This window comes from Lysobacter sp. H23M47, assembly GCF_015209765.1.
GTDB lineage: Bacteria > Pseudomonadota > Gammaproteobacteria > Xanthomonadales > Xanthomonadaceae > Novilysobacter > Novilysobacter avium.
The window spans coordinates 2330913-2344753 of sequence record NZ_CP063658.1 but is presented as its reverse complement, the minus strand read 5'-3'; the positions used below and the strand labels follow the sequence as shown (position 1 = coordinate 2344753).

At 64.8% G+C, this 13841-nt stretch carries 13 protein-coding genes; 6 read left to right on the top strand and 7 right to left on the bottom strand.

The annotated features are described in order from the left end of the window. Window positions 1–31: 31 nt before the first annotated feature. From INQ43_RS10640 to INQ43_RS10615, 6 genes are read right to left on the bottom strand one after another with little or no spacing between them, the layout of a single operon-like run. Window positions 32–976, bottom strand: a complete 945-nt coding sequence (locus INQ43_RS10640; protein ID WP_194036426.1) for a glycosyltransferase family 2 protein — start codon at window positions 974–976, stop codon at window positions 32–34. Window positions 977–1015: 39 nt separating this feature from the next. Further along, window positions 1016–1981: a lysylphosphatidylglycerol synthase domain-containing protein gene (locus tag INQ43_RS10635; RefSeq protein ID WP_194036425.1), complete on the bottom strand. Its 966-nt coding sequence runs from the start codon at window positions 1979–1981 to the stop codon at window positions 1016–1018. After that, a complete protein-coding gene (locus INQ43_RS10630) occupies window positions 1978–2784 on the bottom strand; it encodes a class I SAM-dependent methyltransferase (protein WP_194036424.1) in 807 nt (268 codons plus the stop codon). Before INQ43_RS10630 ends, INQ43_RS10635 begins: the two co-directional genes overlap by 4 nt. After that, entirely contained in the window at window positions 2781–3914 is a 1134-nt protein-coding gene (locus INQ43_RS10625; RefSeq protein WP_194036423.1) for a glycosyltransferase, read from the bottom strand. The genes INQ43_RS10630 and INQ43_RS10625 overlap by 4 nt, the downstream gene beginning before the upstream one ends. Window positions 3915–3959: 45 nt before the next feature. Then, window positions 3960–4901: an electron transfer flavoprotein subunit alpha/FixB family protein gene (locus INQ43_RS10620; protein ID WP_194036422.1), complete on the bottom strand. Its 942-nt coding sequence runs from the start codon at window positions 4899–4901 to the stop codon at window positions 3960–3962. Continuing rightward, entirely contained in the window at window positions 4901–5653 is a 753-nt protein-coding gene (locus INQ43_RS10615; protein WP_194036421.1) for an electron transfer flavoprotein subunit beta/FixA family protein, read from the bottom strand. Before INQ43_RS10615 ends, INQ43_RS10620 begins: the two co-directional genes overlap by 1 nt. A gap of 151 nt (window positions 5654–5804) precedes the next feature. Between INQ43_RS10615 and INQ43_RS10610 the strand changes: the two genes are divergently transcribed. From INQ43_RS10610 to INQ43_RS10600, 3 genes are all read left to right on the top strand, one after another. After that, window positions 5805–7223 carry a mannose-1-phosphate guanylyltransferase/mannose-6-phosphate isomerase gene (locus INQ43_RS10610; protein ID WP_228062695.1) on the top strand — a complete coding sequence of 473 codons (1419 nt, stop codon included), beginning with the start codon at window positions 5805–5807 and terminating at the stop codon, window positions 7221–7223. 67 nt (window positions 7224–7290) lie between these two features. Beyond that, window positions 7291–8994, top strand: coding sequence for a proline--tRNA ligase (locus INQ43_RS10605; RefSeq protein WP_194036419.1), 1704 nt, complete (start codon window positions 7291–7293; stop codon window positions 8992–8994). 147 nt (window positions 8995–9141) lie between these two features. Continuing rightward, window positions 9142–9519 (top strand): H-NS histone family protein, encoded by a 378-nt coding sequence (locus INQ43_RS10600; RefSeq protein WP_194036418.1) that lies wholly within the window; start codon window positions 9142–9144, stop codon window positions 9517–9519. Window positions 9520–9609: 90 nt separating this feature from the next. Here INQ43_RS10600 and INQ43_RS10595 read toward each other — a convergent pair whose 3' ends face one another. Beyond that, window positions 9610–10881 carry a threonine/serine exporter family protein gene (locus tag INQ43_RS10595; RefSeq protein ID WP_194034225.1) on the bottom strand — a complete coding sequence of 424 codons (1272 nt, stop codon included), beginning with the start codon at window positions 10879–10881 and terminating at the stop codon, window positions 9610–9612. 97 nt (window positions 10882–10978) lie between these two features. On the opposite strand from INQ43_RS10595, the gene INQ43_RS10590 reads away from it, so the two are divergent. The 3 genes from INQ43_RS10590 to INQ43_RS10580 are packed head-to-tail and all read left to right on the top strand — an operon-like array spanning window position 10979 to window position 13835. After that, complete coding sequence (locus INQ43_RS10590) at window positions 10979–12097, top strand: MlaE family lipid ABC transporter permease subunit (protein ID WP_194036417.1); 1119 nt, start codon at window positions 10979–10981, stop codon at window positions 12095–12097. After that, a complete protein-coding gene (locus INQ43_RS10585; protein ID WP_228062492.1) occupies window positions 12094–12909 on the top strand; it encodes an ABC transporter ATP-binding protein in 816 nt (271 codons plus the stop codon). Before INQ43_RS10590 ends, INQ43_RS10585 begins: the two co-directional genes overlap by 4 nt. Beyond that, the gene (locus tag INQ43_RS10580; protein WP_194036416.1) at window positions 12909–13835 is read left to right on the top strand and encodes an MlaD family protein; all 927 of its coding nucleotides are present in this window, start codon (window positions 12909–12911) and stop codon (window positions 13833–13835) included. The genes INQ43_RS10585 and INQ43_RS10580 overlap by 1 nt, the downstream gene beginning before the upstream one ends. The last annotated feature ends 6 nt before the right edge of the window (window positions 13836–13841 follow it).

The window sequence follows — 13841 nt, the reverse complement described above, 5'->3', positions numbered from 1 at the left end:
GACAGCGGTCGCCACCGGCGAAGCATGGAGGTCACTTCTGCGACAGGTCCAACCGCCGCATCTGCAGGCTGATCCGTTCCAACAGTTTCCGGTTGGTGGCAATCAGATCGCCGATCAGGCCCATCATGTAGAGCAGCACCCCCAGGGTGATGAACAGCGAGGCGAAAATGACCGACTGCACGTGACCATCGCCGGCACCTTGCAGGTAGTGGTAGACAAAGCGCAGGCCGGCAATGACGCCGATGGCCAGAAAAACCGAGCCGATATAGACAAACAGCGCCAGCGGCCGGTAGATCACGAACACCCGGATGATGGTCAGCAGCGAGCGCTTGACGTAACTCGGAATACTTTTGACCAGTCGCGACGGGCGCAGGTCGGGGTTGGTACGCACCGGGACTGAAACAATCCGCAGATTGCTCTGGCCCGCCTGGATGATGGTTTCCAGCGTGTAGGTATAGGCGTTGAAAACGTTCAATTGCATCGCGGTGCCACGCGAGATTGCACGGAAGCCGCTGGGTGCGTCCTCCACATAGGTCTTGCTGGCCATGCGCACCGCCCAGCTACCCAGGTGCTGCAACTTCTTCTTGATCCATGAGAAGTGTTCGGTCTGGTCAATTGGACGCGTGCCGATGACCATGTCCGCCTCGCCGGCCAGTACCGGCGCAGTCAGCTTCGGGATGTCGGACGCTTCGTACTGGTTGTCCGCGTCGGTATTGACGATCACGTCCGCGCCGCGCCTCAGACATGCGTCGAGTCCGGTCATGAAGGCCGTTGCCAGACCACGGTTCACTGGATGCCGGATGACATGGTCGACGCCCAGTTCGCGGGCGAGCTCGCCGGTGCCATCGGTGGAGCCGTCGTCGATGATCAGCCATTCGACCTGGTCGAAGCCGGGAACCTGTCGCGGCATGTTGGCCAACGCGATAGCCAGGGTGCCGGCTTCGTTGAGGCAGGGAATTTGAATGATGAGTTTCATGCGAGCGGTTCCAGGTTGAATGCAGTCGCCGACCGGGCGTTACTGTGAATGTTGACCGCGGGCGAGGGCAACGCTGCCCCACAGGAAGCTGAGCAGGTCACCGGCGGTGGTGGCGATACGCAGCATGATGATCAGGGAGACCGCGACGGTCGCGTCCAGTGCGGTTCCCAGCCACAAGCTCAGGATAGCCTCGCGGACACCCAGGCCCGCCGGTGCACCCGGAGCAAGGAAGCCGAGGATCCAGCTGCCCGCGAATGCGCCCGTCAACAGCACGAAGTCGGCCGCGGTGACCGGATCGGGTGACAGTACTCCAGCCACCAGCCACAGGCCGGCGCCGACGACAACGAAGTTCAGCGCATGCAGCAGGTAGCAGCCAAGGCAGACCGACCAGTCAGGCCGTATCGTCCGTGTCGACGGGGCCGCCGTACCGGAACCCCGCAGCCGCATGAGGAGGCGTGCGAATGTGGGGGCCGCGGCAATCACGATCACGGCGCCGAGCGAAATCGCCGCCACGAGAACTCCGTGGTGACGGGCAAGTGGCCACTCGGCGAGTGCCGGTGGCGGGCTCCACAGGAAGGTGAGGCTGCTGATGTGGGCAGAGGCGACCACCACCAGCAGCGTCTCGTACCCCATGGACAGGACCGTGGGGCCGGTATTCAGCCCCCGCGCCCGCGCAACCATCACGCGACCCAGATGATGGGCGACGTTGCCGGGAAGGTACTTGGCCAACTGGGTTGTGGCGAGGATCGGCGCGGTGATTGAGATCGTGGCAGGCTGCCCGAGGCCACGCAGCAACCAGGTCCAGGCCAGGGCGGTAATCGGGATCAGTGCCATATAGGCGATCGTGAGCGCGCCCCCGGCAGCGATGGCGCGACCTTGCAGCAACCCGCTCAGGTCCTGCCCGGAGAGTGCCCGATGGGCGTGCATCAGGAAGTACACGGCTGCGGCGATCGCGACGGCAATCCCGACCAGTCGCAACACCCGTTTCGCGAGTGGGGAATTCATCGCGGCCTGACTGCGCGAACCAGCCAGCCATTGCCGAGTGGCAACCGGCTGGTGGCGGCTTGCAGCGCGAAAGCGGTGCGCAGGGCGAACTTGCCCGGCATGGAACGCATCGCCGGATACCACCGCAGCACATGGCTGCGATCCACTCCGCTGCGGTCGTTGTTCGCCTGGCGTTGCCCGGTGTCGCCGCTGTTACGTGTGGCGCGTTCGATGCCGCGCGCCTGCATGCGTTCGGTCAGGTTGCCCAGAGGGAAGCCGAGGCACTCGACGTGCTTGACCTGCAATCCGGCCCCGGCAATGCGGTCCAGCAGCTCGTGTCGACGGTAGCGCCGGTAGTGGCCGGCCCATACATCGGCGGGGTTCCACTGTCGTGGGTGCGCAGGGACCGACATCAGCAGGGTGCCGCCGGGCTTCAGCCAGTTCGCCCACAGTGCGAGTGCGGCCTGGTCATCCTCGATATGTTCGAGGACCTCGAAGGCCATGACCAGGGGAAAGTGGTCCTTCCACGACACCTGCGGCGATTGCTCGACGGTGATGCGGTGACCGGAGTCCCGTCCCAGTGATTCGATCAGTGCCCGCGCCTGCGGCGATGTCTCCAGGGCGGTGCACGTGTGCCCACGGGCGGCCAGTTCCTGCAGCAACATGCCGGCACCGGCGCCGATCTCAAGCACCCCCCCCGGAGCCTGGTTTCGCAACTGGCGAAGAATGCGCCGACGACGTAGCAGGTATCGCGGCGCCGGTACCCAACCCAGCTTGGGGGCGGCGGGCCCGAGTAGGCGGTCGTGGACGAGGGTGTCGGTCATTGACGGCTCTGCTTTTGCTGGATCATGGCCAGAAACTGCCGTCCGATAGCGGTGGCATCGATTTTCCCGAGGACGGCAGCATGGCAGCCCGCAGGCGTGCTGTTGTCGAGCATGGTCTGTCGCTGTGCCAGAACCGCGTCGGCCAGTGCGCGGGCGTCGCCCGCCGGGATCAGTCGCACGCAGCGCGGTGACGGCGATAGCAGCTCACGGATCGCGGGGCTGTCACGCGTCACGAGCGGCCGTTGAGCAGCGATGATCTGGAATACCTTGTTGGGAATGACGCTGGCAGCCTTCTCCGATGTCCCGAAGATGCCCAGACAAAGGTCGGCCTCGGCGATCCGGCGCTCGAGATCCGCATAGTCCACCCACTCCGTCCATTTCAGGTTGGGCAACGGATCGTCGTCGAGCAGGCGTCGTATGAGCGCGGCCTCTTGACCGTGACCGATCAGTTGCCAGCGTATCGGCGCCTCGCGGAGCAGCCTGGCGGCGGCGATGATGGTCTCGATGCCGTGGAGCGGGATGAACTGTCCGTAGAACAGTACCTGCATTGCCGTTGCATCGATAAATGGACGCGTCGGACGCGCGGGAAAGCGCTCGGCTTCCACGCCGACCCAGACAGCACCACAACTTCCCTCGGACAGGTCGAACAGGTGCTCCAACCGTCGGGCGTGCGCGCGAGTATCCATGAAAAGCACATCCGCACGCTTCAGTGCAAACCGCTCGATCCGGTACAGAGTGCGCGCTGCGAGGCTGCCACGCGGGACCAGCTTGCGATCCTCGCAGATCGTGTCATACAACGAGAGGAACACGTCCCAAGCAAGCGGAATCCCGCGCACGCGTGCGATCGGCGCGGCGATAAGGATATCCACGATGCCCGGGTAACCGACCAGTAACAGGTCCGGACGCGGTGCGCGCAACAGGCGCCAGACCAAAGCGGGGTAAGCCATCAGCCAACGCAGCCCGGTCACAACCCTGGCTGGCCATCCACTTAGCTGCGATTTGTCTTCGATACCCTCCCAGACGGGGGTATGGATCTGCTCCAGGTCAACGCCGGCTGCACCCAGGCCGGCAATCAGGATCCGCGTACGGGGCTTGCCGGTGTCATGGGTGCCCCACAAAACGATGCGCATCCACTTCGCCTGTGTTGTCGTCGCGCGTATGCCAACGGCGGAACCTCAGCCCAACGCCGCTTCCAGCTCCGGCAATATCTGAAACAAATCCCCCACCAGCCCGATATCTGCAACCTCGAAGATCGGCGCGTCGCCGTCCTTGTTGATCGCGACAATCGTGCCGGCGTCCTTGATGCCGGTCAGGTGCTGGATCGCGCCGCTGATGCCGATGGCGACATACAGCTCCGGAGAGATGATCTTGCCGGTCTGGCCGACCTGCATCTCGTTCGGGCAATAGCCCGCGTCCACCGCCGCGCGTGAGGCGCCTACCGCGGCACCGAGCTTGTCGGCGAATTCGTAGACGATCTTGAAGTTTTCTTTCGAGCCAACGCCGCGCCCGCCCGACACCACGCGCTTGGCGCTCTGGAGGTCGGGACGGTCGGAGCTTGCGCCGGCCAAGCCGACGAAGCGGGTGTGCTGCGGCAGCGAGGCTTCCACTGACACGGCTTCAACTGGAGCCTCCCCTCCCTGGGCGGCTTCCGACCACGACGCGGTGCGGATGGTCGCCACCACCGTGTCGGCTGCTGGCGCTTCGACCGTGATGATCGCGTTGCCGGCGTAGATCGGACGCTTGAACACGTGGCTGGACTCGACCTCCATCACGTCGGATACCTGCGCCACGCCGAGCAGCGCGGCCACGCAGGGCATCAGGTCCTTGCCGAACGTGGTCGACGGGCCGAACACATGGGTGTAGCCGTCAGCCAGCTTGGCGACCTGCGGTGCCAGCACCTGGGCGACCGGTTGCGCGTTGGCGGCATTGGCGACCGTCAACACCCGGCTCACACCGGCGATCGCGGCGGCCTGGGTGGCGACCGTAGCGGGGTCGGCGGCCAGCACGACGATATCGATCGCGTCCGGCGACAGCGCGGCGGCGGCGGTCACGCACTTCGCGGTGGCAGCATTCAACGCGCCGTCGTGGTGCTCCGCAACAATCAGTACCTTGGTCATTACAGCAACCCCTTCGACTTGAGTGCAGCGACCAGTTCGGCCGCATCCTTGACCATCACGCCCTTGCTGCGCTGGGCCGGCGGTGCGTAATGGGTGGTCTTGAGCCCGTTGCCGGACTCGACGCCGAGATCGGCGAATGGGATGGTCTCCATCGGCTTGCTTTTGGCTTTCATGATGTCGGGCAGCTTGATGAAGCGCGGCTCGTTCAGGCGCAGGTCGGTGGTGACCACGGCGGGCAGCTCGACTTCCAGCGTTTCCAGTCCGGCATCCACTTCACGCGTCACCGTGGCCTTGCCGTCGGCAATCTCCAGCTTGGAGGCGAAGGTCGCCTGCGGGCGGCCCCAGATCGTCGCCAGCATCTGGCCGGTCTGGTTGGCGTCATCGTCGATCGCCTGCTTGCCGAGGATCACCAGATCCGGCTGCTCCTTCTCGATCAACTTGAGGAAGGTGCGCGCGGCGGTCAGCGGCTGGATGTCCTGACCATCCTCGATGACCACGTGCAGCGCGCGATTGGCGCCCATCGCCAGGCCGTTGCGCAGGTGCGCCTGGGCGTTGGCCGGTGCGATGGTGGCGACGACGACCTCGGTGGCGATGCCCTTGTCGCGCAAACGCAGCGCCTCTTCCAACGCGATTTCATCGAACGGGTTGGCCGACAGCTTCACGCCATCGGTCACCACGCCGGAGCCGTCCGGCTTCACTTGGACGCGGACGTTGTAGTCCACGACGCGCTTGTAACCAACCAGGATTTTCATCGTTGTGGGGGGTCCTTGATGAGTCTGCATTACGTCTGCGGCCGTGCCCGGAACACCATGGATCGGGGGCCGAAAGAACGCCCATTCTATCCGAGCGGGGCCTCCGCCGCCTCGTCTGACGAGCTATTCTGTCCGGGTTCAATCCAAAGGAATCGGCATGTTACATCCGGTCGTTCTCAGCGGTGGCAGCGGTACCCGCCTGTGGCCGCTGTCGCGGCAGAACCAGCCCAAGCAGTTCCTGACCCTGATCGGCGAGCGCTCGCTTTACCAGGAGACGGTCCTGCGGGCCAGCCGTCTGCCCGGTGCCCAGCCGCCGATCACGATCTGCAGCCAGCTGCACCGGTTCATGGTCGGCGAGCAGTTGCAGGCAATCGCCATGGGCAATGGCGGCATCGTGCTGGAGCCGGTGCCACGCAACACCGCGCCGGCGATCGCGCTGGCGGCGTTGCAGGCGTTGCGCTCGGATCCCGATGCCACCTTGCTGGTGATGCCCGCCGATCACCTGATCGAGGACGAGGCGGCGTTTCGCGACGCCGTCGCCCGCGCGCTGTCGTTGGCGGAGCAGGACTGGCTGGTCGCCTTCGGTATCACGCCCGATTATGCGGAAACCGGTTATGGCTACATCCGCCAAGGTGACGCGCTGGGGGCTGACGGCTATCGCATCGAACGTTTCGTGGAAAAGCCCGATCTGGAAACCGCGCAGCAGTATCTGGACGCCGGCGGCTACGCATGGAACTCGGGAATGTTCCTGTTCAGCGCAAGGGCGTATCTGGACGAGCTTGCGCGGCATGCTCCGGCGATCGTCGATGCGGTGGAGCAGGCTTGGGCGAAGGCCTCCAGCGACTTGGATTTCATCCGGATCGACGAGACCGCCTTCGCGGCTAGTCCCAGTGACTCCATCGACTACGCGGTCATGGAGAAGACCGACCGCGCCGCCGTTGTCCCGGTCAGTTGCGGCTGGAGCGACATCGGCTCGTGGTCCTCGCTATGGTCGGTGGCCGAGCACGACGCCAACGGCAACCGCCAGGAAGGCGACGTGATCTCGGTGGACACCACCGGCAGTCTGGTGAAGGCCTCCGAACGTCGCCTGATTGCGACCATCGGCGTCGAGGATCTGATCATCATCGATACGCCGGACGCTACGCTGGTCGCGCGCAAGGACCGGGTCCAGGACGTGAAACTCGTGGTCGACCGGCTCAAGGCGGCCGGGCGCAGCGAGCATCTGTTCCATCGCAAGGTGTATCGGCCGTGGGGCAGTTACGACTCCATCGGCGTGGGCGAGCGTTTCCAGGTCAAACGCATCGTGGTCAAGCCCGGCGCGGCGCTGAGCCTGCAGAAGCATCGGCACCGCGCGGAGCACTGGGTGGTGGTGTCGGGCACCGCCGAGGTCACCTGCGGCGAGCGCGTGTTCGATCTGCACGAGAACGAAAGCACGTTCATCCCGCTGGGCAGCGTGCACCGTCTGCGCAACCGCGGCACCGAACCGGTCGAATTGATCGAGGTGCAGTCCGGCGGCTATCTGGGCGAGGATGACATCGAGCGGTTGGAGGATGTGTACGGGCGGTCGTAAGCCCGGCACCGCCGGCCGCGGGCGCTTGAGGCAGAATAGGCGCCCGCACATTACTGCCGGTCCCGCCATGCGTCTGTCGCAATTCCATCTCCACACCAGCAAGGAAATCCCCGCCGAGGCGGAAATCATCAGCCACAAGCTGATGCTCAAGGCCGGCATGATCCGCAAGCTGGCGTCGGGCCTCTACACCTGGACACCGCTGGGCCTGCGCGTGCTGCGCAAGGTCGAGCGCGTGGTGCGTGAGGAAATGGACGCGGCCGGTGCGATCGAGATGCTGATGCCGTCGGTGCAGCCGCGCGAGTTGTGGGAAGAGACCGGGCGCTGGGAAAAGTTCGGTGGCCAGCTGCTGAAAATCCAGGACCGCAAGGAAGCCTGGTACTGCTACGGCCCGACCCACGAGGAAGTCATCACCGATTTTGCGCGCCAGGAACTTGCCAGCTACAAACAGCTGCCCGCGTGTTTCTACCAGATCCAGACCAAATTCCGCGACGAGATCAGGCCGCGTTTCGGCGTCATGCGCGCGCGCGAGTTCCTGATGAAGGACGCCTACTCCTTTCATCTCGATGACGCCGACCTGGACCGCCAGTACGAGGTGATGCACGAGGCATACAACCGCATATTCACCCGACTGGGGTTGGAGTTCCGCGCAGTGTTTGCCGATACCGGCGCGATCGGCGGCAGCGCCTCGCACGAGTTCCATGTGCTGGCCGCATCCGGTGAGGATGCGATCGCGTTCTCCGATGCCTCCGGCTATGCCGCCAATGTCGAGCTGGCCGAAGCACTGGCGCCGGGTTCACGGGCGGCCGCCGTCGAGAACATGACCCGGGTGGAAACCCCGTATCAGCGCACCTGCGAGGCAGTGGCGGAACTGCTGAAAGTCGGACTGGAGCGCACGGTGAAGTCCGTTGCCGTGGTCGGTGAGCAGGGTTTCGTTCTCGCGATCGTGCGCGGCGATCACCAGATCAACGAGATCAAGCTGGCGAAGCTTCCCGGACTGGCCGAATACCGGATGGCGACAGAGGCCGAGATTCTCGAGAACCTCGGCACGGAGCCCGGCTTCATTGGTCCGCTAATGCCCGGGAAACCGGTGCACGTCATCGCCGATCGCAGCGTCGCGGCAATGGCCGACTTCGTCGTCGGCGCCAATGAAAAGGGATTCCATCTAGCGGGCGTCAATTGGGGCCGCGACTTGCCGGAACCGGACGTGGTGGCCGATATCCGCAACGTCGTGGCCGGAGATCCTTCGCCCGACGGCAGTGGCAACCTCCAGATTGCCCGGGGTATCGAAGTGGGCCATATTTTCCAGCTGGGTCGCACTTACGCCAAGGCCATGGATTGCACGGTCCAGGATGCCAATGGCAAGGCCGTGACGCCGACCATGGGCTGTTACGGCGTGGGCGTGTCACGCATCGTGGCCGCAGCGATCGAGCAGAATCACGATGCCAGCGGGATCGTCTGGCCCGAGGCAATGGCGCCCTGGCAGGCGGTGATATGCATCATCAATCCGAAAAAGGATCCGGCGGTGGTGGTGGCGGCCGAAGCGCTGCATCGTCAATTGAACGGGATGGGCATCGAAGCGGCCATGGATGATCGGGGCCTGCGGCCGGGGGCGATGTTTGCCGACATGGAGTTGATCGGTGTTCCGCACAGGATCGTGGTTTCAGAGCGCGGTATTGTTGCCGGCACCTTTGAATACCGTCATCGCCTGGCTGAAGCGTCTGAAAACATCGGGCTCGACGCGTTGCTGACGCGGGTTGGAGCGGCCATCTAACCGCTCATTCGGCAAACCCGGGTTCAAAAAGCGAGGGCAGGGCCGGTTTCGATAATAAGCTGCGTTTACTAAGCAAGCTGATCGGCCTAGTATTACCTCGTCGGCCGTGCCACGGTCGAGTTCCATCACTTCCCGGAGAATCCCCCCATGTCAGTTGATATTGAATCCCTGTCGGCAAAAGAGCTCACCGCCCTGATCAACGAGGCGAAGAAGCGCAAGACCACGCTCAGCAAGCGCAAGCCGATCACCCAGGCGCGTAAGCGCGTGATGCAGGCTGCGAAAAACGAGGGATACACGATTGCCGAGTTGTTCGGCGGAAGTGGCGCGGCTCGCGCTGAAACGCGTACGCGCACAAGTGCGCCGCGCAAGGCGCGCAAGACCACGGGCAAGGTGGCGCCGAAATACCGCAATCCGGAAAACGCCAACGAGACCTGGACCGGCCGTGGCCGCCAGCCGCGCTGGCTGACCGCATTCACCGATGCCGGCCGTAACCGCGACGAGTTCCTGATCAACCCCGAGGGTTGATGCTCGGGTGCAGCCTGGTTGCTGCTGTTCCAGGCAATTGGAGTAGCAAAGGAGAACGCCGGCGAATGCCGGCGTTTTCTTTTCGATTTTCTACAGGTTCTTGCGGGTTGGCAGCAGCAGGTTGCCAAACAGCAGTCCGGCAATGACCGCCAACAGGATGTTCACCACCGCCATCAGTGCATCCTGGCCTACGGCGACATCCTGGCGCTGGATCAGGTCCATCATCCCGCGCAGGCTGACGCTGCCCGGCAACAGCAGGATAATTCCGGGCACCCGGACCAGCGCGCCGGGGCGGTCAAACCAGCGCGCATAGCCGTTCCCAGCGACCGTCAATACCAGCGCCGCCAGGAAGATCCCGACCGGACTGCCCCAGGCCAGCCCCCCGTAGCGTGAGATGAGATAGCCCGCCGCGGCGGACAACATCACCAGCGGGTAATCGCGCACGTGCGCGCGGAACAACACCGCAAACGCCAGCGACGCGGCGGCCAGCGCGGGCCATTCCACCCACGGCGGCTGCGGGCGCAGTGCGCGCACCGCCGGCTCCAGGCCAATTAGGTGGGCCAGGTAAAGGGCGATCACCGTCCCCAAGGTCAACTTGAGCACGGTGGACAGCGCTCCCGCCGCGCGCGCCGTCCCGGACACCAGGTGCTGGCTGGTCAACTCGTTCATGGCGTTGGTCAGCGAGAGACCCGGCAGCAACACGATCAGCGAGGCGATGATCACCGTGTTCTGGTTGAGCGGTGCAATGAAGGTGGCCACCAGCACGACCACGAGCGTGGCGACCATCGCCAGCAGCGCGTCGGACGCTTCCCGCAGTCGTGGCCGGGACGCCGCCAGCAGGCTGAGCAGGCCGATCAGCAGCCCGTTGAATCCAGCCACTGCGATGTCCAGCCACGGCAGCCGCAGCAGTCCACCAACGGCCGCCGCCACAAGTCCAAAGGCCATGACATGCAAGGCCTGGGACCAGCGGGAGGGTGGGGTGTCCAACTCGCTCAATGCCTCGAACGCGGCTGCCAGCCCCATCTCCCCGGCGATCACCGCCTCGGCGATGCGGTCTGTCTCCACCAGCCGCTGCAGGTCCGTGTCGCCGGGAGGCAGGCGGATCACGCGGGTGATGTCGCTATGGCCGGGCAACTGCTGCGGGTCGCTGAATGACATGATCAGCGCCGTGGGGCTGACCCATGGCTCGCAGTCCACGCGCAGGCGATCGGCGACTGACAGCAGGGCGCCTTCCAGTCGCTGCGCGGTCGTGCCGTACAGGTGCAGGCGCTCGGCGAGCTCGACCATGAAGGCGATGCGGTCCGGATAGCTGGCGTTGCTCAGCGGGATGGCCGCAGTGGCGTGGGATGGCGTGCTGATCATCGCCCTAGGATCGCATGCGCGCTCCCGCAGGGAGCTCTTGAATACGCCCGGACCACACGCGCCGTGCATGGGTCACGCATGTATCCTTCGACCACCCATGAGTGAATCCGACCCTTCTCCGCCGAGCTTCGCCCCCGATGACCGCGACGCCGGTCGCCAGGTGCTCACCGGCCAATGGACACTTGAGCAGGCGCAGGCGGTCGGCGATCAGCTCGCCTCGATGTCAGAAGACACCCGCGTGCTGGATGCCACCGGCGTGGACCGGCTCGATTCCTTGGGCGTGCTGCAGTTGCTGCGCTTCGCACGGGAGCGCGAATTGGAGTTCCAGGAGTTTGAATTCCACCCCGACCATCGCGCACTGGTTGCGGTGATCGACGATGTCACCGATGAGCGACTGCCCCGTCCGCGCGAGTTCGGCGTGCGCGAAGCACTCGCGCGGCTGGGTCGCGCCGTGGCCAGCAATTGGCGTGAGGCGCGTTCGCTGCTGGGATTCTTCGGCGAGGTGCTGGTCAAGATGTTGCGGCTGGTCCGCGATCCAAGGCGATTCCGCCCGATCGCCACCGTTTTCCATATGGAGCAGGTGGGTCTTGACGCGGTGCCGCTGGTGGCGCTGTTGTGCTTTCTGGTGGGCGCGGTGGTCGCGTTTCTCGGCGCGAACGTCCTGCGTGACTTCGGTGCCACGATCTTCGTGGTCGAGCTGGTCAGCATCGCCTTCCTGCGCGAGTTTGGCGTTCTGCTGACCGCGATCATCCTTGCCGGCCGCACCGCCAGCGCGTTCACCGCCCAGATCGGCGCCATGGTGGGCCGCGAGGAGGTCGACGCCATGCGGACCCTGGGCCTGGATCCGGTCGATTTACTGGTGATTCCGCGCGTGCTCGCGCTGTTGGTGACCCTCCCGCTGCTGACGTTCGTGGCGATGATGGCCGGACTGCTGGGAGGGCTGACCGTCGGCGCGTTCAACCTTGACATCCCGCCGCAGCAATACCTGACGCGGATGCAGGACACGATGTCGCTGAAGCATCTGTGGGTCGGGCTCGGCAAGGCGCCGGTGTTTGCCCTGGTCATCAGCCTGATCGGTTGCCTGGAAGGCCTGCAGGTGAAGGGCACCGCGCAATCCCTGGGCGAGCGCACCACCTCCAGCGTGGTGCAATCGATATCGCTGGTGATCGTGCTGGACGCGTTCTTTGCCATCTGGCTGATGGAGATGGGCTGGTGACGGCGGCTGCGGATGCCGCGCCGATCATCCGCGTGCGCGGACTGGTCAACCGCTTCGGTGCGCAGGTGGTGCACGACGGCCTGGACCTGGACGTGATGCCCGGAGAGATCCTCGGCGTCGTGGGTGGCTCGGGTACCGGCAAGTCCGTCCTCATGCGCTCCATCCTTGGCCTGCGCCGCCCCAACGAAGGCAGCATCGAGGTACTGGGCGTGGATGCGCGCAGCAACGACAACGCGACGCGCCGGCATATCGAGCAGAACACCGGCGTGCTGTTCCAGGACGGTGCGTTGTTCTCTTCGCTGACGGTGGGGGAGAACGTGGAGGTGCCGCTGAAGGAATACTGTCCAGACCTGTCGGACTCGCTGCGCTACGAGCTCGCGCTGCTGAAAGTGAAGCTGTCGGGCCTACCCGGCGATGCGCTGGAGAAGTTTCCCTCAGAGCTGTCGGGCGGGATGCGCAAGCGCGCGGGTGTCGCACGTGCCCTGGCGCTGGATCCGCCGCTGCTGTTTCTCGACGAACCCACCGCGGGCCTGGATCCGATTGGCGCGGCCGCCTTCGATCGGCTGATCCGCACCTTGCAGCAGGCGCTTGGACTGACGGTGTTCCTGATCACACACGACCTCGACACCCTCTACGCTATATGTGACCGCATCGCCGTGCTCGCTGACGGCAAGGTCGTGGCCTGCGCCCCGATCGATGAAATTGAACAATGCGAACACCCGTGGGTGCGTGAATACTTCCACGGCCCCCGTGCCCGCGCCGCGCAGGACGCCGGCGCGGCAGCCCGCCCGCCCAACGAGGTCTCCCCCTGATGGAAACCAAGGCCAACTACGTCCTGATAGGTGCCTTCACCATCGTGCTGACGCTGTTCCTGCTGTTTTTCGCCCTGTGGGCGGCGAAGTACTCGACCGACAAAAGCTGGCAAAGCTACCGGGTGATCTTCAACGAGCCGGTCACGGGCATGAGCGAAGGCAGCAGCGTGCAGTACAACGGCATTTCCGTCGGCACCGTGGAGAAGCTGCGGCTGGCACCAGATGATCCGCGCAGGGTGATCGCCACGCTCAAGGTCCAGGCCAGCGCGCCGGTGAAGACGGACACGCGCGCCAAGATGTCGATGACCGGCATTACCGGCAGCCCCATCATCCAGCTGACGGGAGGCGATCCTGCCAGTCCGCGTCTGGTGGATGAGGACAAAAGCGATATTCCGGTAATCCAGACCGAGGCCTCCGCGCTGCAGAACATCGCCGATACCGCCAACCGGCTGGTCGCGCGCATGGACCAGTTGTTGAGCGAGGAGAACGTCGAGAGCGTCGCGCAGACGCTGGCCAATATCGAGACACTGACCGGCGCGATTTCCGACCAGCGCGAAGACCTGAGGGCGTTGATCGCCAATGCGCGCGCGTCGAGCGAGCAGCTGGAAGCGACCATGGGCAATGCCAACAAGGCCGTGCTGAGCATCGACCGCGAACTGGTGAGCAAGCTGCCCGAGCTCGTCGCGCGGCTGGACAGCACGCTGACCCGCCTCGACTCGGCCGCGACCGGGGCCGATGGAATCATCAATGAAAACCGCGCCGCCATCAACAGCTTCGCCAATGACGGATTGTCCCAGCTTGGACCCACGCTGAGCGAACTGCGCGGGCTGGTGCGCGACCTGCGGCGCGTGAGTGACCGCCTCGACAGCAACCCGGCCCGCTACCTGCTCGGCCGCGACGCGCTCAAGGAGTTCGAACCCGAATGAATTCGC

Bases quoted from the DNA above. Each gene is read 5' to 3' on its own strand.
- INQ43_RS10640 (WP_194036426.1), bottom strand. From the start codon at position 976: ATGAAACTCATCATTCAAATTCCCTGCCTCAACGAAGCCGGCACCCTG.
- INQ43_RS10635 (WP_194036425.1), bottom strand. From the start codon at position 1,981: ATGAATTCCCCACTCGCGAAACGGGTGTTGCGACTGGTCGGGATTGCC.
- INQ43_RS10630 (WP_194036424.1), bottom strand. From the start codon at position 2,784: ATGACCGACACCCTCGTCCACGACCGCCTACTCGGGCCCGCCGCCCCC.
- INQ43_RS10625 (WP_194036423.1), bottom strand. From the start codon at position 3,914: ATGCGCATCGTTTTGTGGGGCACCCATGACACCGGCAAGCCCCGTACG.
- INQ43_RS10620 (WP_194036422.1), bottom strand. From the start codon at position 4,901: ATGACCAAGGTACTGATTGTTGCGGAGCACCACGACGGCGCGTTGAAT.
- INQ43_RS10615 (WP_194036421.1), bottom strand. From the start codon at position 5,653: ATGAAAATCCTGGTTGGTTACAAGCGCGTCGTGGACTACAACGTCCGC.
- INQ43_RS10605 (WP_194036419.1), top strand. From the start codon at position 7,291: ATGCGTCTGTCGCAATTCCATCTCCACACCAGCAAGGAAATCCCCGCC.
- INQ43_RS10600 (WP_194036418.1), top strand. From the start codon at position 9,142: ATGTCAGTTGATATTGAATCCCTGTCGGCAAAAGAGCTCACCGCCCTG.
- INQ43_RS10595 (WP_194034225.1), bottom strand. From the start codon at position 10,881: ATGATCAGCACGCCATCCCACGCCACTGCGGCCATCCCGCTGAGCAAC.
- INQ43_RS10590 (WP_194036417.1), top strand. From the start codon at position 10,979: ATGAGTGAATCCGACCCTTCTCCGCCGAGCTTCGCCCCCGATGACCGC.
- INQ43_RS10580 (WP_194036416.1), top strand. From the start codon at position 12,909: ATGGAAACCAAGGCCAACTACGTCCTGATAGGTGCCTTCACCATCGTG.